The organism is Dysgonomonas sp. UBA7710, assembly GCF_002482385.1.
In the GTDB taxonomy this organism is placed as follows: Bacteria; Bacteroidota; Bacteroidia; order Bacteroidales; family Dysgonomonadaceae; genus Dysgonomonas.
Map to the genome: position 1 here is coordinate 122,389 of NZ_DLFW01000029.1, position 19,410 is coordinate 141,798.

19 protein-coding genes and 1 pseudogene are annotated in these 19,410 nt (G+C 39.8%); all 20 read left to right on the plus strand.

The window, feature by feature from the left end; translation table 11 throughout:
• Positions 1-70 precede the first annotated feature (70 nt).
• Positions 71-997, plus strand: coding sequence for a glycosyltransferase family 2 protein (locus B3317_RS09715; RefSeq protein WP_291110977.1), 927 nt, complete (start codon positions 71-73; stop codon positions 995-997).
• Between the two features lie 201 nt (positions 998-1,198).
• Positions 1,199-1,552, plus strand: coding sequence for an NADH-quinone oxidoreductase subunit A (locus B3317_RS09720; protein ID WP_291110978.1), 354 nt, complete (start codon positions 1,199-1,201; stop codon positions 1,550-1,552).
• Positions 1,543-2,115, plus strand: coding sequence for an NADH-quinone oxidoreductase subunit B (locus tag B3317_RS09725; protein ID WP_044216933.1), 573 nt, complete (start codon positions 1,543-1,545; stop codon positions 2,113-2,115). Before B3317_RS09720 ends, B3317_RS09725 begins: the two co-directional genes overlap by 10 nt.
• Positions 2,116-2,196: 81 nt before the next feature.
• Positions 2,197-3,825, plus strand: coding sequence for an NADH-quinone oxidoreductase subunit D (locus tag B3317_RS09730; protein ID WP_291110979.1), 1,629 nt, complete (start codon positions 2,197-2,199; stop codon positions 3,823-3,825).
• Positions 3,826-3,948: 123 nt separating this feature from the next.
• Positions 3,949-5,049 (plus strand): NADH-quinone oxidoreductase subunit NuoH, encoded by a 1,101-nt coding sequence (gene nuoH, locus B3317_RS09735; RefSeq protein WP_291110980.1) that lies wholly within the window; start codon positions 3,949-3,951, stop codon positions 5,047-5,049.
• Positions 5,050-5,129: 80 nt separating this feature from the next.
• A pseudogene (locus tag B3317_RS09740) lies at positions 5,130-5,603 on the plus strand (4Fe-4S binding protein); the annotation flags it as partial.
• A gap of 255 nt (positions 5,604-5,858) precedes the next feature.
• A complete protein-coding gene (locus B3317_RS09745; protein ID WP_291110982.1) occupies positions 5,859-6,362 on the plus strand; it encodes an NADH-quinone oxidoreductase subunit J in 504 nt (167 codons plus the stop codon).
• Between the two features lie 124 nt (positions 6,363-6,486).
• Entirely contained in the window at positions 6,487-6,831 is a 345-nt protein-coding gene (nuoK, locus tag B3317_RS09750) for an NADH-quinone oxidoreductase subunit NuoK (protein ID WP_006801649.1), read from the plus strand.
• A gap of 20 nt (positions 6,832-6,851) precedes the next feature.
• Positions 6,852-8,792, plus strand: a complete 1,941-nt coding sequence (gene nuoL / locus B3317_RS09755) for an NADH-quinone oxidoreductase subunit L (RefSeq protein ID WP_291110983.1) — start codon at positions 6,852-6,854, stop codon at positions 8,790-8,792.
• A gap of 23 nt (positions 8,793-8,815) precedes the next feature.
• Positions 8,816-10,300, plus strand: coding sequence for a complex I subunit 4 family protein (locus tag B3317_RS09760; RefSeq protein ID WP_291110984.1), 1,485 nt, complete (start codon positions 8,816-8,818; stop codon positions 10,298-10,300).
• 100 nt (positions 10,301-10,400) lie between these two features.
• Complete coding sequence (locus B3317_RS09765) at positions 10,401-11,825, plus strand: NADH-quinone oxidoreductase subunit N (RefSeq protein ID WP_291110985.1); 1,425 nt, start codon at positions 10,401-10,403, stop codon at positions 11,823-11,825.
• 184 nt (positions 11,826-12,009) lie between these two features.
• A complete protein-coding gene (locus B3317_RS09770) occupies positions 12,010-12,717 on the plus strand; it encodes a MotA/TolQ/ExbB proton channel family protein (protein WP_291110986.1) in 708 nt (235 codons plus the stop codon).
• A gap of 35 nt (positions 12,718-12,752) precedes the next feature.
• Positions 12,753-13,172: an ExbD/TolR family protein gene (locus B3317_RS09775; RefSeq protein WP_291110987.1), complete on the plus strand. Its 420-nt coding sequence runs from the start codon at positions 12,753-12,755 to the stop codon at positions 13,170-13,172.
• 130 nt (positions 13,173-13,302) lie between these two features.
• On the plus strand, positions 13,303-13,851 hold the full coding sequence (locus B3317_RS09780) for an RNA polymerase sigma factor (protein WP_291110988.1): 549 nt from the start codon (positions 13,303-13,305) through the stop codon (positions 13,849-13,851).
• Positions 13,852-13,854: 3 nt separating this feature from the next.
• The gene (locus tag B3317_RS09785; RefSeq protein ID WP_291110989.1) at positions 13,855-15,111 is read left to right on the plus strand and encodes a hypothetical protein; all 1,257 of its coding nucleotides are present in this window, start codon (positions 13,855-13,857) and stop codon (positions 15,109-15,111) included.
• 26 nt (positions 15,112-15,137) lie between these two features.
• Positions 15,138-15,956: a hypothetical protein gene (locus B3317_RS09790; RefSeq protein ID WP_291110990.1), complete on the plus strand. Its 819-nt coding sequence runs from the start codon at positions 15,138-15,140 to the stop codon at positions 15,954-15,956.
• A 67-nt stretch (positions 15,957-16,023) separates the two neighbouring features.
• Entirely contained in the window at positions 16,024-16,551 is a 528-nt protein-coding gene (locus tag B3317_RS09795; RefSeq protein WP_291110991.1) for a mechanosensitive ion channel domain-containing protein, read from the plus strand.
• Positions 16,552-16,623: 72 nt separating this feature from the next.
• Entirely contained in the window at positions 16,624-17,082 is a 459-nt protein-coding gene (locus tag B3317_RS09800; RefSeq protein ID WP_291110992.1) for a single-stranded DNA-binding protein, read from the plus strand.
• A 125-nt stretch (positions 17,083-17,207) separates the two neighbouring features.
• Positions 17,208-17,792, plus strand: coding sequence for a hypothetical protein (locus tag B3317_RS09805; RefSeq protein ID WP_291110993.1), 585 nt, complete (start codon positions 17,208-17,210; stop codon positions 17,790-17,792).
• Complete coding sequence (locus B3317_RS09810) at positions 17,765-19,279, plus strand: glycosyltransferase family 39 protein (RefSeq protein ID WP_291110994.1); 1,515 nt, start codon at positions 17,765-17,767, stop codon at positions 19,277-19,279. The genes B3317_RS09805 and B3317_RS09810 overlap by 28 nt, the downstream gene beginning before the upstream one ends.
• Positions 19,280-19,410 lie beyond the last annotated feature (131 nt).

The following is a 19,410-nucleotide window of genomic DNA, read 5'->3' on the forward strand; positions in this document are numbered from 1 at the left end:
GATCCAAATAAAAATAGTTTTTCCTCCGAAACACTATAACTTTGTATAAAACATAAACAAATATCGAAACATGGATAAGATATCTTTAATTGTGCCTTGCTATAATGAAGAACAAGCTCTCCCTTTCCTATATAAAGAATTAGTGAAACTGACGGACGAAATGCCGGAACAGGAATTTGAATTTATTTTTATCAATGACGGTTCTAAGGATAAGACGTTGGAATTGGTGAAAGGATTGAACGAATCGGATGACAGGGTTCATTATGTCTCTTTTTCCCGGAATTTTGGTAAAGAGGCAGGTATATATGCCGGCTTGAAAGCTGCCACAGGGAATTATATTTCGTTGATAGATGCCGACTTGCAAGATCCGCCTTCGCTGCTGAAAGAGATGTATGAGAGTCTGAAAACGGAAGATTACGACTGTGTGGCGACGAGGCGTGTGGACAGGAAAGGAGAGCCCGTTATGCGCTCATTCTTTGCGAAACAATTTTATAAACTTATAAATAAAATATCGGATACGGAGGTGGTTGACGGAGCGCGTGATTTTCGTTTGATGACGCGCCAGATGGTAGATGCTATCCTTGAAATGAGTGAATATAACCGGTTCTCAAAAGGTATTTTTGGATGGGTTGGCTTCAATACTAAGTGGATAGCTTTCGAAAATATCGAGCGTGTTGCCGGACAGACCAAGTGGTCATTTGTTGGATTATTCCTGTATTCTCTGGAAGGGATAATTGCTTTCTCTACCCGTCCTTTGCTTATTGCTTCCCTGTTTGGTATCTTGTTCTGTCTTATCGCATTTGTGATGATTTGTATTATAATTTTCAAAACGCTGGTGTTCGGAGATGATGTGCAGGGGTATCCGTCTACTATGTGTGTAATTTTCTTTATAGGAGGTATTCAGTTGTTCTGTCTTGGTATTCTGGGGCAATACCTATCCAAAACCTATCTGGAGGCAAAGAAACGTCCTATTTATATAGTCAAGGAAAAAGCATAAAAGGTTGTTTTGTAATCTTTAGTTGTCAAATTTGAATAATTTGGCATATAAATTTTTGTGTTTAAAAAATAAAACTGTAATTTTGCGCCGATTGTCTGCAGACTCTCATTTGGTGCGCTTTTTGCTCTTTTAACAAAGTGTTACGGATACCATAGAAGTGATTGACAATTGATAGAAAAGTTTTAATCTTAAAATGAAAATATGAGTTCTTCTGCTCTTTTTTTAGTAGTTCTTTTAACCGGAATTATGCTTGTGTGTGCCGGTCTCGGCATGGCATTGTTGTTATCACCAAAATCATTTAATGCACAAAAAGGAGAACCGTATGAATGTGGGGTTCCTACCCACGGTACTTCATGGATGCAGTTTAAGGTAGGGTATTATCTTTATGCAATCCTGTATCTGATGTTCGATGTGGAAGCGATATTCTTATTTCCGTGGGCGACTGTTGTGCGGAACTTAGGAATGCCCGGATTATATAGCATATTGTTTTTTGTATTAATCTTAGGCCTTGGACTGGCTTATGCATGGAGGAAAGGAGCATTGCAATGGAAATAAAGAAAATATATATAAAAGGTATTCCTAACGATGAGTTTAAGGATAATGAATACCTTGAAGATTATATAAAGGAGCTGAATGAAAACGGAGTTCCGGTTGTTGTTGGAAAACTGGACGACCTTATTAACTGGGGACGATCCAATTCTGTCTGGCCTTTGGCTTTCGCTACCAGTTGTTGCGGTATCGAATTTATGGCTTCGGCTGCTGCCCGTTACGACCTCGCCCGTTTTGGGATGGAGGTTACGCGTAATAGTCCCCGCCAGGCCGATACAATGGTGGTAGCAGGTACAATCGTACATAAAATGGCTCCGCTGCTTAAGCGTGTTTACGACCAGATGGCAGAACCGAAGTATGTTGTGGCCATGGGCAGTTGTGCTATTTCCGGAGGCCCGTTTGTGGATTCATACCATGTAGTGAAAGGAATCGATGAAATAATGCCGGTAGATGTATATGTGCCGGGATGTCCTCCTCGTCCTGAAGCTTTATTTTATGGCTTGATGCAGCTGCAACGTAAAATCAAGGTGGAACGCTTTTTGTTCAAAGTAGATAAAAAGAATAAATAACTCGTTTCTGGTTACACGCACAGATAGGGGCAGTTATTCCCCATATAAAATTAACATGTAATTCGCAACTATAATATATCGATGGAAAACATCAGGAAAGTAATATTGGAAGCCGTACCCGAAGCGGTGATCGAAGAGGCCGGAAGGCTTACGGTTACTGTGGAGCCGGATAAATTACGCCATTTGGCAAAAGCTCTTCGTTATCATGCAGAGTATCCTTTCGACTATCTGGCTATGCTGACCGGAATGGACTGGGGCGAAAAGCTCGGGGTAAACTACCTCTTGGCATCATCAAAAGATTTATCGAAAGAAGTTGTCATGAAAACAGGTACAGCTGATAGAGAAAATCCATTGCTTTATACAGTTACAGATATATGGGAAACCGCCCATTATAACGAACGTGAGGTATATGCAATGTTCGGTATCCGTTTTATCAATAATCCGGATATGCGCCGTTTCTTTCTCAATTCCGATTGGAATGGTTTTCCTTTGAAAAAAGATTATGATGCAAACCCTGTATTGAATCCTGTTTCGGTAGAGAGTAAAGATATCGTTGATGTTGCTCCCCGGATTATGGAAACTCCGAATGGATTTAAGGAGGAGAATGTAAGGGTATTTGAAGAGACCGATTATATAATAAATATAGGGCCACAACACCCTTCTACCCATGGGGTGATGCACTTCCGTGTTGCATTGGAAGGTGAGATGGTGAAGAAGATAGACGTTCATAGCGGATACATTCATCGCGGGATAGAAAAAATGTGCGAAAATATGACCTATCCGCAAATACTACACCTGACAGACCGTCTGGACTATCTTTCTGCAAACATCAACCGTCACGGATTATGTATGTGTGTGGAGAAAGCCGCAGGAATAGAAGTTCCGGAAAGAGCGCAATATATCCGTACCATTATGGATGAGTTGAATCGTATCGATTCCCATCTTGTAGCCTGGGCGACCATGTGTATGGACTTAGGTTCTACCACTGCCTTTATATACGGTATGCGTGAACGTGAGGAGATACTGAAGATATTTGAACAAACATCAGGCGGGCGTTTGATTATCAATTACAACGTTATCGGTGGTGTTATGTTCGATATATACCCTGAATTCCAGAAAGATGTAAAAGCATTCATTCCGCTCATGCGTAAGCGCCTGAAAGAATATGACAGGTTATTTACCGGTAATGTCATCGCACTGGGACGTATGAAAGGTCTGGGTCTTCTTTCCAAAGAAGAAGCGATCTCTTTTGCAGTTACAGGACCTGCAGGACGTGGTTCGGGATTCGCTTCTGATATTCGTAAGCATGTACCTTATGCACTTTACGATAAAGTAGAATTTACAGAAATCATACGTGAAGAAGGAGACGCTTTCGCCAGATACTTGAACCGTCTGGATGAAATAGAAGAGTCTCTGAAAATTATAGAACAATTAGTAGACAATATACCTGATGGTGAATTCTTAGCTAAAACAAAAGCTATAATCAAACTGCCTGAAGGTGAGTACTATCAAAGAGTGGAGGCTGGCCGTGGAGAATTCGGTGTATTCATCGAAAGCCGTGGCGACAAGGTTCCATACCGTCTGAAATTCCGTTCTCCGTCGATGGCTGCTGTTTCGGTGATGCCGTTGATTTGTGAAGATGAGAAAATTTCAGACTTTATCGGTATCGGTGGTTCTATGGACTATGTGATTCCTGATATCGACCGTTAATACAGATTAAGGTCTCAGATCTATTTGTTGCTTTTGTATTTGCAACAGCAATAATAGGTTGCGGTTAAATAATGTTGCATTAAATGCTTTTTTTGCTTATTCATTTTATCAATATAAAAACATATGCTGTTAAAATTTTCGTTAGAGCCCTCTCAATTGACCACATGGCTTGATACATGGCTACATGCCAATTTGCCTGCATGGGCAGCTCTGACAATAGAATTTGTACTGATAGGTATTGTCCTACTGACTCTTTATGCAGTACTGGCTTTGATATTAATCTATGTAGAACGTAAAATTACGGCATTTTTTCAGGCGCGTTTAGGCCCGAACCGTGTAGGTAAGTACGGACTCATTCAGAGTGTAGCCGACATGGTTAAGATATTACTGAAGGAAATTATTCATGTTAAGCAATCCGACAGGTTCCTGTTTTTTACAGCGCCTTTCTTTATGATTGTGGCTTCCATGCTTACATTCGGTGCATTACCATTTGGTCAGGGACTTCAAGTCGTGGATTTCAATATCGGCGTATTCTATGTAATTGCCGTTTCATCATTGGGCATCATCGGGGTATTACTGGCCGGATGGTCAAGTAATAACAAATATTCGATGATCGGTGCCATGCGAAGCGGAGCACAATTTATAAGCTACGAGCTTTCAGCAGGATTTGCTTTGATGACAGTAGTTGTATTGTCAGGAACAATGAGTTTTTCCCAGATTATACAGGGACAGACATATCTCCATCAATGGAATATAATAGCAGGACACGTACCCGCATTTATCGCATTTATTATCTATCTGATTTCAGGGCATGCCGAAACTAACCGTGGGCCTTTCGACTTACCGGAGGCTGAATCGGAATTAACAGCAGGTTATCATACGGAATATTCCGGATTGCAATTCGGGTTTTTCTATCTGGCTGAGTATCTGAATATGTTTATCGTTGCAGGTATCGCCGCTACTGTATTCTTAGGGGGATGGATGCCTGTACAGATTGAAGGCTGGGACGGATTTAACCATGTGATGAATTATATCCCTTCATTCCTTTGGTTCTTTGGAAAAGCAGGATTTCTTGTTTTCCTTAGTTTGTGGGTAAGATGGACGTTCCCGCGTTTGCGTATCGACCAGCTGTTGAATCTGGAATGGAAATATTTATTACCGATTAATATGGTAAACATATTATTGATGGTAGCTATGGTTTTATTGGGTTGGACTTTTAAATGAGTAAAAGATAGTATTTAATACTGTTGCAGATATAAAAATAATAAAAAGGTCTGAGACCTTAATTTATAGAAAATACGACAATGAGTTCAGTATCAGAATATTTTTCAGGTTTATTTGGAGGTATCAAGTCATTGCTCACAGGTATGAGGGTGACATGGGGTGAGCTGTGGACGAAAAAGATCACGGAGCAATACCCTGAAAACCGCGCGACCCTTGTAATCCCTGACCGTTTCCGTGGCGAGCTGATTATGCCGCACGATGAAAATAACGAACATGCCTGTACAGCTTGTGGTATCTGTCAGATGAATTGTCCTAACGGGACAATACAGGTAATATCGAAGAGTATAGAGACAGAGGACGGGAAAAAGAAAAAAATAATAGACCGTTACATTTATGATTTAGGAATGTGTACATTCTGCAATCTGTGTGTGATAACCTGTCCGTCTGATGCAATTGTTTTTGCCAATACTTTCGAAAATTCGCTCTTTACACGTAGTAAACTTATCCAGCAACTAAACCATGAAGGTTCTAAGCTCCGTGAAAAGAAGAAGGAAAAACCTGCTGTTGTAACAAGTCCTGTCGCTAAAGCAGAAGATGCCGTACATGGAAAGAATACGGCGCCGGAAAATGTACCCCAGACTCCGCTCGAACCTATACCTGCACAGGATATAAAAACGGCCGATGGAAGCCATCCTGAACTGGATGTGAAAAAGGATGTGACAACCAAAACAGTACCTGCGTCTAAAACAGATGGGGATATTGAGCCAAAAGAAGATAAAGAATAAATAATATACGATAATCAACAGATTATGGCAGAACAGATTATATTTTACATTATAGCGACAATCATTGTGTTTTCCACCATTATGGCGGTCACAACGCAGAAGATTATCCGCTCGGCGACATTCCTGTTATTTGTCCTTTTAGGTACGGCAGGTTTGTATTTACTACTCGATTACCATTTCCTGATGGCGGTACAGATAGCTGTTTATGCAGGAGGTGTGATGGTATTATTCATCTTTGCTATCCTGCTCACCCATGAACCGGGAGTGGATGTCAAATTCGAAAAACCGGGCAGGATATTTATAGCAGCTGTTGCGGCTTTGGCCGGATTGGGTATTTGCGGTCACATTATATTCTACAATGTGAACAAGTTTTATACTTACGTTACGCAAAGCGAGTTGCAGATGCAGGATATAGGTATGGCAATGATGGGTACGGATAAATACCAGTACTTGCTGCCGTTCGAGGCTATAAGTGTGTTGTTGTTAGCTTGTATTATTGGTGGTATAATGATTGCCAGAAAAAGATAACACCTCCCCTTACCCCTCCAAAGGGAGGGGAGACTGAAATGAATAGTAAAAAAGTAATATAATACAAATACCCTCACAGGTAGCCTCCCTTTTGGGGAGGTTGGAGGGGCGGATAATAAATATTATGGGTGATTTTATAACAAGTTTTCTATCAGGACCGGTGCCTATCGAGGCCTATCTGGCGGTAAGTACTATTATGTTCTTTGCCGGGGTATATGGTTTCCTTTCGCGTAAAAACATGTTGATGGTTCTGGTTTCTGTGGAGTTGATGCTCAATGCTGCCGACCTGAATTTTGTGGTATTCAACCGTTATCTGTATCCGGGACAGCTCGAAGGGTTTTTCTTTACCCTGTTTGCAATAGGAATAGCCGCCGCCGAAACAGCGATAGCCATTGCCATCATTATCAATATATACCGCCATGTGAAGAGTATATATATAGATGAGAATATTACTAAAATGAAAAACTAAGCAAGGAAAAGATATAAAATATGGACGCATTTAATTATTCTATACTGATACTTGTACTTCCTGTCGTAATGTTCCTCATTCTGGGGCTGGGCGGAAAATATATGAAGCCTGTAATTGCCGGAACACTGGGAAGCCTTTCCCTTGCTGTAATGGCAGTGCTGGCTTATACTACAGCTTATCAGTATTTCTTCGAAGTTGGAAAAGGTGCTGATGGCGTTTATCAGGCTATAAATGTATTCCACTTCCAGTGGTTGAGATTTACGGATACATTGCATATCGATTTAGGAATGTATCTCGATCCCATTTCGGTGATGATGCTGGTTGTGATTACTACCGTATCGTTGATGGTACATGTTTATAGCTTGGGTTATATGAAGGGTGAAAAAGGATTCCAACGTTATTATGCTTTTCTATCCCTGTTTAGTTTCGCAATGCTGGGGCTTGTTGTGGCAACCAATATATTCCAGATGTATATCTTCTGGGAACTTGTGGGGGTATCTTCATTCCTGCTCATCAGCTTCTATTATGTAAAACCGTCGGCAGTAGCCGCTTCGAAGAAAGCGTTTATTGTTACCCGTTTTGCAGACTTCTTCTTCCTTGTAGGCATTTTGTTGCTATCATATTTCACAGGTACATTCGACTTTGCTACATTGACTGCATCGAATGCAGATATCTGCGTATCATCTACAGCCGGAATGTCATTCCTCGGCATGTCTGTCCTTTCGTGGGCAATGCTCCTCATATTTATGGGAGGTGCCGGGAAATCAGCGATGATGCCGTTCCATATCTGGTTGCCCGATGCGATGGAAGGTCCGACCCCTGCGTCTGCCCTTATCCATGCCGCAACGATGGTTGTAGCCGGAGTATTTCTTGTAGCGCGTTTGTTCCCGATATATCACTTCGGAGCGCCTGAAATTTTGACAGTTATAGCATGGGTAGGAGCGATCACGGCATTGTTTGCTGCGGTGGTGGCCTGTACCCAGACCGATATCAAACGTGTACTGGCATTTTCTACTATATCTCAGATTGCATTCATGCTTACTTCTTTAGGTGTTTCCAAATTCGGCGATCACGAAGGATTAGGTTATATGGCGGGTATGTTCCACTTGTTTACGCATGCATTCTTCAAAGCATTATTATTCCTTTGCGCCGGAGCTATCATCCATGCGGTACACAGTAATGAGATGGGGGATATGGGCGGACTTGCCAAGAAACTACCCATCACCTGTATTACGTTTGGTATTGCCTGGCTGGCTATAGCCGGGATTTATCCATTCTCAGGATTCTTTAGTAAAGATGAGATATTGGCTGCCGCAATGGAGCACAATTTTCCGATATATATAATCTTGTCGGTTGCAGCGGGATTGACCGCGTTCTATATGACACGCCTGTACCTTCGTATCTTTTTCTATGAAAAGAAACATTATCACCATGAACCGCATGAGGCGGGTCCATCAATGGCAATCCCTTTGATTATACTGGCTGTGTTTGCCTTCGGGGCAGGTTTTGTTCCTTTCAGTAAGTTTGTGACTTCGGATGGCGTACCTTACGATGCGCATATTAATATGCAGGTTGCAGTGACCAGCGTATTGATATCACTTGTCGGTATCGGTATCGGATTCAGATTATACTTCAAGAAAAACGATATACCAGACAAAATCGCAGCAAGCATCAGCACATTCTATAAATGGGCGCATAATAAGTTCTATTTCGACGAATTGTGGCTGTATGTAACACGCAATATTATCTTTAAGCGTATTTCGGCAACGATAGCATGGTTTGATAAGAAGTTTGTGGACGGCTTCATGGATTCACTGGCTTATGTTACGCAAGCAGCGTCCAGTACGATCAAGAATTTCCAGTCAGGATATATTCAGCAGTATGCATTGGCTTACCTGTTGGGAGCATTGATACTTGTGGTCGGTTTTGGTGGATGGTTAATTGCTTTTATTTGTAAATAAGATATAGTTAAAAATATAAGAATATGAATATTCTTTCATTATTTGTTCTGGTTCCTGTTGTGATGTTACTTGCGTTCATACCGTGTCGCAACATCAAACAAGTACGCACCGTGGGAGTAGTAGGTGCAGTTATAGAAGTTATTTTGGCTTTGGTTCTCCTGTTTATGTTCTATCAGGAACGGGCAGCAGGGAATGCTGCGGAAATGTTGTTTACATTCGACGCAGTCTGGTTTCAGGCGGCAAGTATGAATATTCATTACGCTATCGGGGTTGATGGTATTTCTGTGCTGATGATACTGCTCACAGCCATCATTATATTTACAGGGACTTTTGCCTCCTGGAATATGAACCCGTTACCGAAAGACTTCTTTATGTGGCTGACACTATTGTCGATCGGTGTATATGGATTCTTTATCTCTCTGGATATGTTTACCATGTTCTTCTTCTACGAGATAGCCCTGATACCGATGTACCTGCTTATAGGACTTTGGGGTACGGGACGCAAAGAATATTCGGCAATGAAACTGACCCTCATGCTGATGGGAGGTTCCGCATTCCTCTTTGTAGGTATTCTTGGAATCTATTACCATTCTTCAACTACAGGAGATTATACATTCAATATCCTCGAAATAGCGGCTAATAATAGTATTCCTCTCTCTGCCCAATACTGGATATTCCCGCTTACATTCCTGGGATTCGGGGTACTGGGAGCCTTATTCCCATTCCATACATGGTCGCCTGACGGCCACGCATCGGCACCTACAGCAGTATCTATGCTTCATGCCGGAGTATTGATGAAGCTGGGGGGATACGGGTGTTTCCGTATCGCTATGCGCCTGATGCCGGAAGCAGCCGATGAACTGTCATGGATATTTATAATACTTACGGGTATCAGTGTAATTTACGGGGCATTGGGAGCTATCGCTCAAACAGACCTGAAATATATTAATGCTTATTCCTCGGTAAGTCACTGTGGACTGGTATTGTTCGCTATATTGATGATGAACCGGACGGCTATGACCGGGGCAGTGATGCAAATGCTTTCGCACGGTCTGATGACAGCCCTTTTCTTTGCTCTGATAGGTATGATATACGGACGTACACATACCCGCGATATACGCCAAATGGGAGGGTTGATGAAGATTATGCCATTCCTCAGTGTATGCTATGTAATTGCCGGTCTGGCTTCTCTTGGTCTTCCGGGATTGAGTGGATTTGTGGCTGAAATGACAATTTTCGTGGGTGCATTCGAACATAACGATATGTTCCACCGGATATTTACGATTGCTGCTATATCCTCAATTGTGGTGACAGCGGTTTATATACTGAAAGTGGTTGGTAAAATACTGTTCGGACCAGTTCAGGACCCGCATCACCTGGAACTGACCGATGCTGTATGGCATGAAAAAATAGCAACAGTAGGATTGATAATCTGTGTTGCTGGTATGGGACTATTCCCGGGATGGATTTCCGATTTGATTACTTCAAGTCTGGGATATATAAAATAATCAGTTAACAGTCAACATTTATCAGTAAACAATATAAAATACAAAAGGCAGTTGCTTGTAACCCGTACTCGTAACTCGTAACTAAAACTAAGATATAAAAATGGATTTGAGTAATTATTTGTTGATGAAGCACGAGCTATCACTTATAGTGGTATTTCTCTTACTTATTATTTATGATTTGTTTGCTTCGGACAACGCAAAGAAATATTTCTTCCCTGTGGCCTGTACATTGTTTCTGGCACATACCGTCCTATGTTTCTTTTTTAAAGATAATGGAGCATCCTTTGCGGGCATGTATGTTACCGGTCCGGCTTATCTTACAATAAAGAATATACTGAATATAGGTGTATTCCTGATTTTCTTACAAGCAAATTCATGGCTCAACAGACCGGACTCAATAATCAAGCGCGGAGAATTCTTCATGCTGACTATACTTACCCTGACAGGTATGAATCTGATGGTTTCTTCCGGAAACTTCCTGTTGTTTTATATTGGCCTCGAAACAGCATCCCTCCCTATCGCGGCTTTGGTTGCGTTTGATAAGTACAGGCAAGAGTCGGCAGAAGCCGGAGCCAAGTATATATTTAATGCTATCTTCTCGTCAGGTATGATGGTTTTCGGATTGTCATTCCTTTATGGAGCTTGCGGAACGCTATATTATGCAGATATCGCTACAAATATATATTCTGCACCTATGGTAATAATGGCGATGGTATTTATTCTCGCCGGAATATTCTTTAAAATATCCCTTGTTCCGTTCCATCTTTGGGCGCCGGATACATATCAGGGCGCGCCTACCAATGTAACCCTTTATTTATCTACGATATCGAAGGGGGCTGCAGTATTTGCACTGATGGCTATCCTGTTCAAAGTATTTCCGGTACTTGCAGACGTTTGGCAAAACATAATATGGATCATAATCCTGCTTACAATCACAATTGGTAATTTATTCGCTCTCCGTCAGAAGAATATGAAACGCTTCCTTGCATTCTCTTCCATATCGCAGGCCGGTTATATTATGTTGAGTGTATTTACGGGAACGGCCGAAGGTATGGCTGCGACAATGTTTTACATCTTTGTGTATGTATTCTCCAACCTGGCAGCTTTCGGTGTGATTTCCGCGATAGAAGACAAAACCGGAAAGGTGAATATGGATGACTACAACGGATTATATTATACAAATCCCAAACTGGCACTGGCTATGATGATCGCCATGTTCTCGCTGGGAGGTATTCCGCCTACAGCAGGTTTCTTCAGTAAGCTGTTCGTATTTATGACGGCCATGCAGCAGGGACATGTATTGCTCGTATTCCTCGCATTCCTGAATACTGTAATATCTTTGTATTACTATTTATTGGTAGTAAAAGCAATGTTTATCAATAAGAACAATTCTCCTATCGAGACTGTTAATACAGACGGATATTTAAAAATCTCACTGGTAATGTCGATGGCCGGAATTTTTATAATCGGTATGGTAAGCTGTTTCTATCAATATATAGATAAAGTTAGCTTTGGCATATATTAAAGATTATTAATTTATAAATAGAATTCGACAGAAGACTGTATCTTTGAGCTTCTGTCGAATTTTGTACAATAAAAACATGTAAGCAGGAGAGTGTTTAATGATGCAATATTCAGTCTAACTGCTTGTTTTATTTTGAGTTAACGAAATAATAAATAGGTCTGAGACCTTACAACAAATATCATTTATGAATTTATTTGTTTTACTTCAGGCGGCTACCCCCGTTGTAGAAATGGCGGAGCAAACAGCCCAAGTTGCTCCCGAAGAGAGTTATTTAAGCCTTGTGATGAAAGGTGGATGGATACTATTACCCATCTTTCTTTTGTCACTTTTAGCTATATATGTCATTATAAATAAATGGCTGGTAGTAAACCGTCTTGGCAAAAAAGATTCGGTTTGGTTATCCCGGGTTGTGGAATTGATACACGAAGGGAAAGTTGATAAAGCTTTGAAGTTTTGTGTAGAGCGTCCTTATGCTTCTGCTAAAGTGATTGCAGCCGGACTTAAAGACTTTGACCGGGATGATAAAGAAATACAGGAATCGATGGAAGTGGAAGCCCGTCAGCAAATAAGCATATTGGAAAGCCAGATGAACTGGCTGGGAATTACCGCTTCTATTGCACCGATGCTCGGGTTTCTGGGTACAATATTCGGCGTGATAAAAATATTTTATGATATAGCTAAGACAAATGATCTGGCCATAGATACGATTTCTACAGGACTTTATCAGAAGATGATATGTTCCGGAGCCGGTTTGCTCGTAGGGATTATAGCGTATGCAGGATATTATGTACTGAATGGACGTATCGATAAAGTGGTAGTCAATATCGATAAAGAATCGAACGAAGTATTGAAAGCAATCAGAGCTTATAAAAGAGGTAGTGTTGAGGCCTGATTTTATAAAGCTTATTCTTAAAAAAGAGAGAAAACATGAAAATAGAACGGAGAAAATCAAGGGCTGCGGAGGTTTATACCTCTTCGTTGAACGATATAATGTTCTTCCTGTTGTTGTTTTTTCTTATAATATCCACAATGGTTACTCCGGCGGCTATCAGAGTCCTTTTGCCAAATGCCGCAACTTCGGAGCAGGTTGTAACCAAGAAGAATATTAATTTGATAATAACTCAGGATCTGAGGTATTATGTTAATGATAAGGAAGTTACAAAAGAAGAGATTGAGCAGGCCTTGATGGCAGCTATTACAAAGGAAAAAGAAAAGAACAATAATGTCGAAGTAAATGTTCTATTACAAGCAGATAAATCATTAAGTCTGCAGAATGTTGTCGATGTAATTGATATCGGGAATAAATTGCAGGTGAAAATGGTACTTTTCACCCAAAAGCCGGAATAAAGAAGTTCTAAAATAAAAAAGATAATGTAAATTTCATTACTACTAAAAAAAGATAATAGTAGATGAAATTTAGTGTAGATGATGCAACATTTCTACAAAAAATGCATCTCTAAAATGAAGCTTGACCAATATGAATGAACTGCAAATTATAGCAGGTTGTAAGGAACAAAAGCGTGAAGCTCAAAAAATGCTATACGAGGCATATGCCCGTAAGATGTATAGTATTTGCTTACGCTATAGTTCTGATCAAGATGCTGCTCAGGATTTATTGCAGGACGGATTCATGAAAGTGTTTGCTAATATTGATTCATTTCAAGATAGAGGCTCTTTCGAAGGTTGGCTCAAGCGCGTATTTATAAACCTTGCTTTAGAAAACTTAAGAAAGAAAAAATCAATAATTCAGACTTCCGACGATGTTCAGAATCTTCCCGATGTAGTGGACGATTCTACAGAAGACGAACAAATGTATAAAATATCGGAGGATGAATTACTGAAAATGGTACAAGACCTGCCACGTGGTTATTCTACAGTTTTCAACTTGTATGCAATAGAAGATTATTCACACAAGGAAATAGCAGAAATGATGGGTATTAATGAAGGTACTTCACGTTCTCAATATGTAAGAGCCAGAAATATATTACAGGAGAAGGTGAAACAATATATTAAAGAGAGATCATAACTAATGACAGAAGGTAAGGACAAAATAAAGGATCTATTCTCCTCAAAGTTAGGAAACTTTGAGCCGGAAGTGCCTGCATCCGTTTGGGGTGGGCTGGATCAGCTTTTGTCTAATCAGCCTGTGCAAGCACCTGATGGATCATCTTCTTCGTCATCTGCAAATTCTTCGACAGCCAATGCAGCTTCTTCGACCTCAAAAGCATCTATTATAAAGACCATCGCTATTGCTGTAGGTGTAGCAGCAGCAATTGTAATTGGTATATTATTTATTCCAACAGATGATAAACCAATAATGGAAGATGCTAATGTTGTTGTAGAAGAAGCTACGCCTCCTGTGGAAATTCAGGATGTGGATACTGTGATTGAAGTTCCAAAAGCTGTGCCGCCGCTATTGGCCAAAGCCAGAGCTATGGCTGAGCCTGTGGAACCTGTAAAAGAAACAGATCCAGTACAGAAAGTTGTGACTGAGCCGGTGAAAACAGAAGAGCCTAAGGAAGAGAAAAAAGAGGAAAAAGAAACTCCGGTGTTGGCACAGACTGTAGTTATGTTACCGGAAGTAACATCTTCATCGAAGGGACTCTCTGTTGGAGTTACAGGAAGTGCCAGTCTGTTTGCGGACAATGTAAGTGAAAGAGGTGGAGGATTGCTGTTCTCTCATCCTGTAAGAACAAGGGCTTTGAATGAAGCGCTAAGTAAAGAAAATAGTGAGTTTGAGCTGGAACACAGACAGCCTGTTTCTTTCGGAGTAACAATTAGTAAAGAGATAGCACCAAAATTGTCTTTCGAGACGGGATTAGTTTATACACACTTGTCATCGAAGATAAAATCAAATAGTGTGTTCAATATAAGTGAATCGCAATATTTTAACTATCTGGGTATACCATTATCGCTGAATTATACGTTCTTTGAATTGGGTAAGACTAAATTCTATTTTGCACTGGGAGGAATGATACAGAAAGATATAAACGGAAGATATGTAAGTCATATGGGCTTCTCCATGCTCGATATTGATGATAAAGATCTTGCTGGCCGTATCTTCTATTCCGAGCCGTATTATATAAAAGAATCTGTGAAACAATCAAATCCTCAGTTTTCGGTAAGATCGTCTATAGGAATATCCTACCCTCTGTATAAGAAAATGTATTTCTATGGAACGATAGGAGGAGCATATTACTTCGATGCCGGAAACAAGTACAGGACCATATATTCTGACCGAAAGACTCAGTTAGATCTGAATCTGGGAATTAAGTTTGACTTTTAAAAAATTAATACAATTAAAAAATAAACATGAAAAAAACATCTTTACTGAAAATTTTTTGTAGTGTACTCTCCGTGGTGTTACTGATGTCATCATGCCTGGGAGATGGGGACAGTTCATTTACTATTGAGAAGGATTTTGCCTATATCACTGAAAATATTTATGGGCAAAAGTATGCCGTTACATCTAACGGATATATAATGCATGAAAATATTACTAATCTAACCTCAGCTGGAAACTGCTATTTTATAGCTTATAAGATATCATCTTCATCCGCAGACGGATATTATAATGCTGAATATGTAAATATATTGAATAGTGGAAATCCCATAGCGAAGCAATCTCTGAGCTTAGAGAAACCTTATGAGAATAGTGGCTTAGTTAGTAGAAACGATACCATTGTTCCTACAAGTGTAAGTATTGCTGCATGGTCTCCGGCAAATACCATCGGGGATAACTGGTTGATTGGTTATAGCCTGACCAAGAAAGAAAGAGATGAAGTTAAAGCTTTCTTCTATTATGATAAAACTAACCAGAAAGATTCGGAAGGTGAAATCGACCCTGCCAAAGATAACAAGATCATTATTGACGTAAGGTTCGGTATAACAGATAAAGGAACAGGAGATAATACTGTAACTGATTCTTTCTCTGCTGTTGGGAATTTGTCATACCTCAGAAGCAATTTTTCACCTAATTTTAGCGGCGTGACTACCGACTATGTAAATGTACCGGTAAAATTCAGATATCAGAAATATACTTCTTCGGGGCAACCGGCGGAAGTGGTTTATATCGGTAACTGGCAACTGTCTGGTAGCAATGCTTATTATATTCAGTTTACAAAAAATTAAATTGTTTAAAGAATAAATAAAAAGAGACGTAGCCTGCGGACTGCGTCTCTTTTATATATATAAAGAAATGTTGGAAAAAGATATCTTAACCATAATAACAGATCATTTGCCGCAGATAGTAGCTTCGGCAATTATAATTTTATTAACACCATCCTCAAAATATATTGTAGGTAAGATAATAAGAAAGTATGGTTCTCTTACTCTGAAGTCAGAACCCCGGACATTGCATATAATACAAGTAATAAATATCCTTATCAATTTCACATGCCTGGTTACCCTTGCTATAATCTGGGGGGTACAACCGCAAAATATGCTGGTGGCTTTGTCTTCGATATTTGCTGTGATAGGTGTTGCCATGTTTGCTCAATGGTCTATCCTGAGCAATATCACAGCCGGAATTATTATATTTTTTACTACCCCATTTAAGATTGGAGATGAGATTCATATCCTGGATAAGGATACTCCTATAGATGCTATAATAGAGAATATTCTGACATTTCATACTCATCTCAGAACAAAAGAAAATGAGCTTATAATCATACCAAACTCGCTCTTTTTACAAAAAATAGTTTCTGTGGGGAAAATGGAAAGATAAGATGTAGCAGAATATGTTAAGTAAATTTTTTTCCTATATTTGTGATATTATAAACAAAATGGATAGTAAAGTATGTCAGTGAACAAAGTAATATTGATAGGAAATGTAGGGAAAGATCCTGATGTGAAATATTTTGATAATGGGAGCGTAGTCGCAAACTTTACTTTGGCCACCACCGAGAGAGGATACACTGCGGCTAACGGGACGCAGATCCCCGACCGTACCGAATGGCATAATATAGTTTGCTGGAGAGGTTTGGCAAAAGTTGCTGAACAGTTTGTGAAAAAAGGGACTCAAGTATATGTTGAAGGTAAAATACGATCGCGCACATACGACGATGCCAACGGAATGAAACGTTATGTAAATGAGATATATGCAGATAATCTCGAACTATTGGGCAGCCGTAGGAGAGAGGGAGGGGATGCAAATGAAAATATGCCGTATTCCCAGCCTGCAAACGAAACTTATCAATCGCCGAATTCATATAATTCTTCGAATAATATATCAGAGGAGGATGATTTGCCATTTTAAAAAAGATTATAATCTCGTAGAATGAGATTTATTGAATATATTAGACAGGTTAATACAAATAGGAGACTGTTTGCTTTAATCTGTTTTTATTTTAGGCCGCAGAACTATTTTCACATAGCTCATATATGGGAAAGCAAGCAATGTTGTTCTTAATCATCTGTTGTATATTTATTTCTTGTAATGAATATACGCCCAAACCTGTAGGATATCTGCGGATAGACAGGGAAGAGTCCGGAGTGGTTAGATTCGAACATGCTGCATTCTCTTTCCGGTATCCGGTAAATGCACGGATAGAAGAAGTGAAGAAAAATGATGAATCCGGCTTTTGGTTCAATATCACATACCCTGCGTATGATGCGATTTTATATTGTACATATCTTCCGGTCGATAAGAAGACGCTTTCCGGAGCATTGGAGGATAGTTATCAGCTGGCATATAGCCAGGCATTGAAGGCGAATGGTATACAACAATCCCTGTTTACAGACTCTCTGCGCCATACATCGGGAATAATCTATGATATAAAAGGCTCGGTGGCAAGTCCTGTCCAATTTTATCTGACAGATAATGCATCTAACTTTCTGAGAGGGTCATTGTATTTTAATCAACAGGTCAATTCCGATTCTATCGCTCCGGTAGTAGGATTTCTGCGGGAAGATATTGTTGCCATAATGGAATCTCTCGAATGGAAAAATACAAAAGCAGCGCGATGAAAGCTTCAAAAGCACTGATATACATCTGTCTGCTTATCTTCGGTGTTTCTTTATTTATATACCTCGACATTAGGAACACAAGTCTTTTGTACGACGATGTATATTCCATTTTCATGGCGAAAGCATCATATACTGATATTATAAATATAACGGCATCAGATGTACACCCTCCGTTATATTATTGGTGTTTAAAATTTTTTAGCTCCCTTTTTGGAGAATCTCTCTTCTGTTTCAGAATATTTTCTACACTGGGTATTATTGCGGTTCTCCTTTTAGGCTGTTTTCCTATACGGCGTTTATTCGGAGATAAAACGGCCATTACTTTTATGCTGCTGATTATTATATTTCCGGTTACCCAGTATCTGGCAACAGAAATAAGGATGTATTCGTGGACAATGTTTTTTGTCTTGGCCTGTGCATTATCTGCTTATCAGGCTTTCGAAAAAGGAGGTAGGATGTGTTGGGGGGTATTTCTTGTAACAGGCCTTTGCGCAGCATATTTCCATAACTATGGGCTATTAAGTGTTTTTGGCATATATATACTTTTTTTCATCATCCTGATACGGGCAAAAAAGAAACTGACTTATCTGATTCTTTGCGGAGTGTTATTCTCCATAGCTTATCTGCCATGGCTTATTCAATTGTGGGGGCAGGTCGATGCTGTTTCATCCGGTTATTGGATAAAGCCGTTAACCCTGAACGACTTATTTCTGCATATTTACTATTTCTATTCACCAAAGGAAATCTGGCAGCCGTTTACTTATTTTACGAAGGGACAAATGATGGCCGGATTAATAATTCTGATGGCGATACAATTAGTCCTGACAATAAAAGTTCTACTGTCCGATAATATAAAGAAAGACAAAATGCCATTGCTGGCTACCATTTTCTTTATTACATTTCTTTTTCCCGTAGCGATAGGGTTTATTATCTCTGTTACATACCTGCCAGTGCTGGTAACACGTTATATGACATGCTCATTTGGTCTTTTCGCTTTAAGTCTTGCTTTCGTCTTGGCAAGGGCTATGGAGTTTCCTAAATACAAGCAACTCTCATATGTGTTTTTATTTCTTCTGCTTTTTACCGGCGGGGTAAGACTTTATTCGGGGATGAATTATTATAATCGGACGGGATCGGCTTATCAGAGTATAAGGAATTTTATAAAGGGTGAAGGCAGAACGAAAACAACTCTTGTTGTAAACGATTTCTCATATCATGTCATGCCCCGGTTACAACTAATTGTCCCGGAAAATGAATATATTGTCTTGACTGGTGAGAGAAAAGAGGATTTCCGGCCATTCCGCTTTCACGAAATAAAAGCGGAAGACTTTGTTACGGAAGAATTTATTCTGATACATCAGGATAGAGAAGCCATACAGGATGATTTCAGACAATACAGAGAATCGCTGGCTAACCGCTATATCGCTATTGATAGCCTCAATGCTACAGATATCCGCTTGTATCGTATGAGAAAGGTAACACCTTAGAATATTATAATGTTATTGAGAGAATTTTATCTATGTAATTAGAGCCAATAACCATTAGCTGATAGTTCTTTGAAGTATTGATTGGCCCCTCCAATCTCCCCTTGGGGCAGGGCTGTTAAGTTCTCTACTTT

Coding starts and splice junctions, on each gene's coding strand:
- B3317_RS09715 (WP_291110977.1), top strand. CDS start 71: ATGGATAAGATATCTTTAATTGTGCCTTGCTATAATGAAGAACAAGCT.
- B3317_RS09720 (WP_291110978.1), top strand. CDS start 1,199: ATGAGTTCTTCTGCTCTTTTTTTAGTAGTTCTTTTAACCGGAATTATG.
- B3317_RS09725 (WP_044216933.1), top strand. CDS start 1,543: ATGGAAATAAAGAAAATATATATAAAAGGTATTCCTAACGATGAGTTT.
- B3317_RS09730 (WP_291110979.1), top strand. CDS start 2,197: ATGGAAAACATCAGGAAAGTAATATTGGAAGCCGTACCCGAAGCGGTG.
- nuoH (WP_291110980.1), top strand. CDS start 3,949: ATGCTGTTAAAATTTTCGTTAGAGCCCTCTCAATTGACCACATGGCTT.
- B3317_RS09745 (WP_291110982.1), top strand. CDS start 5,859: ATGGCAGAACAGATTATATTTTACATTATAGCGACAATCATTGTGTTT.
- nuoK (WP_006801649.1), top strand. CDS start 6,487: ATGGGTGATTTTATAACAAGTTTTCTATCAGGACCGGTGCCTATCGAG.
- nuoL (WP_291110983.1), top strand. CDS start 6,852: ATGGACGCATTTAATTATTCTATACTGATACTTGTACTTCCTGTCGTA.
- B3317_RS09760 (WP_291110984.1), top strand. CDS start 8,816: ATGAATATTCTTTCATTATTTGTTCTGGTTCCTGTTGTGATGTTACTT.
- B3317_RS09765 (WP_291110985.1), top strand. CDS start 10,401: ATGGATTTGAGTAATTATTTGTTGATGAAGCACGAGCTATCACTTATA.
- B3317_RS09770 (WP_291110986.1), top strand. CDS start 12,010: ATGAATTTATTTGTTTTACTTCAGGCGGCTACCCCCGTTGTAGAAATG.
- B3317_RS09775 (WP_291110987.1), top strand. CDS start 12,753: ATGAAAATAGAACGGAGAAAATCAAGGGCTGCGGAGGTTTATACCTCT.
- B3317_RS09780 (WP_291110988.1), top strand. CDS start 13,303: ATGAATGAACTGCAAATTATAGCAGGTTGTAAGGAACAAAAGCGTGAA.
- B3317_RS09785 (WP_291110989.1), top strand. CDS start 13,855: ATGACAGAAGGTAAGGACAAAATAAAGGATCTATTCTCCTCAAAGTTA.
- B3317_RS09790 (WP_291110990.1), top strand. CDS start 15,138: ATGAAAAAAACATCTTTACTGAAAATTTTTTGTAGTGTACTCTCCGTG.
- B3317_RS09795 (WP_291110991.1), top strand. CDS start 16,024: ATGTTGGAAAAAGATATCTTAACCATAATAACAGATCATTTGCCGCAG.
- B3317_RS09800 (WP_291110992.1), top strand. CDS start 16,624: ATGTCAGTGAACAAAGTAATATTGATAGGAAATGTAGGGAAAGATCCT.
- B3317_RS09805 (WP_291110993.1), top strand. CDS start 17,208: ATGGGAAAGCAAGCAATGTTGTTCTTAATCATCTGTTGTATATTTATT.
- B3317_RS09810 (WP_291110994.1), top strand. CDS start 17,765: ATGGAAAAATACAAAAGCAGCGCGATGAAAGCTTCAAAAGCACTGATA.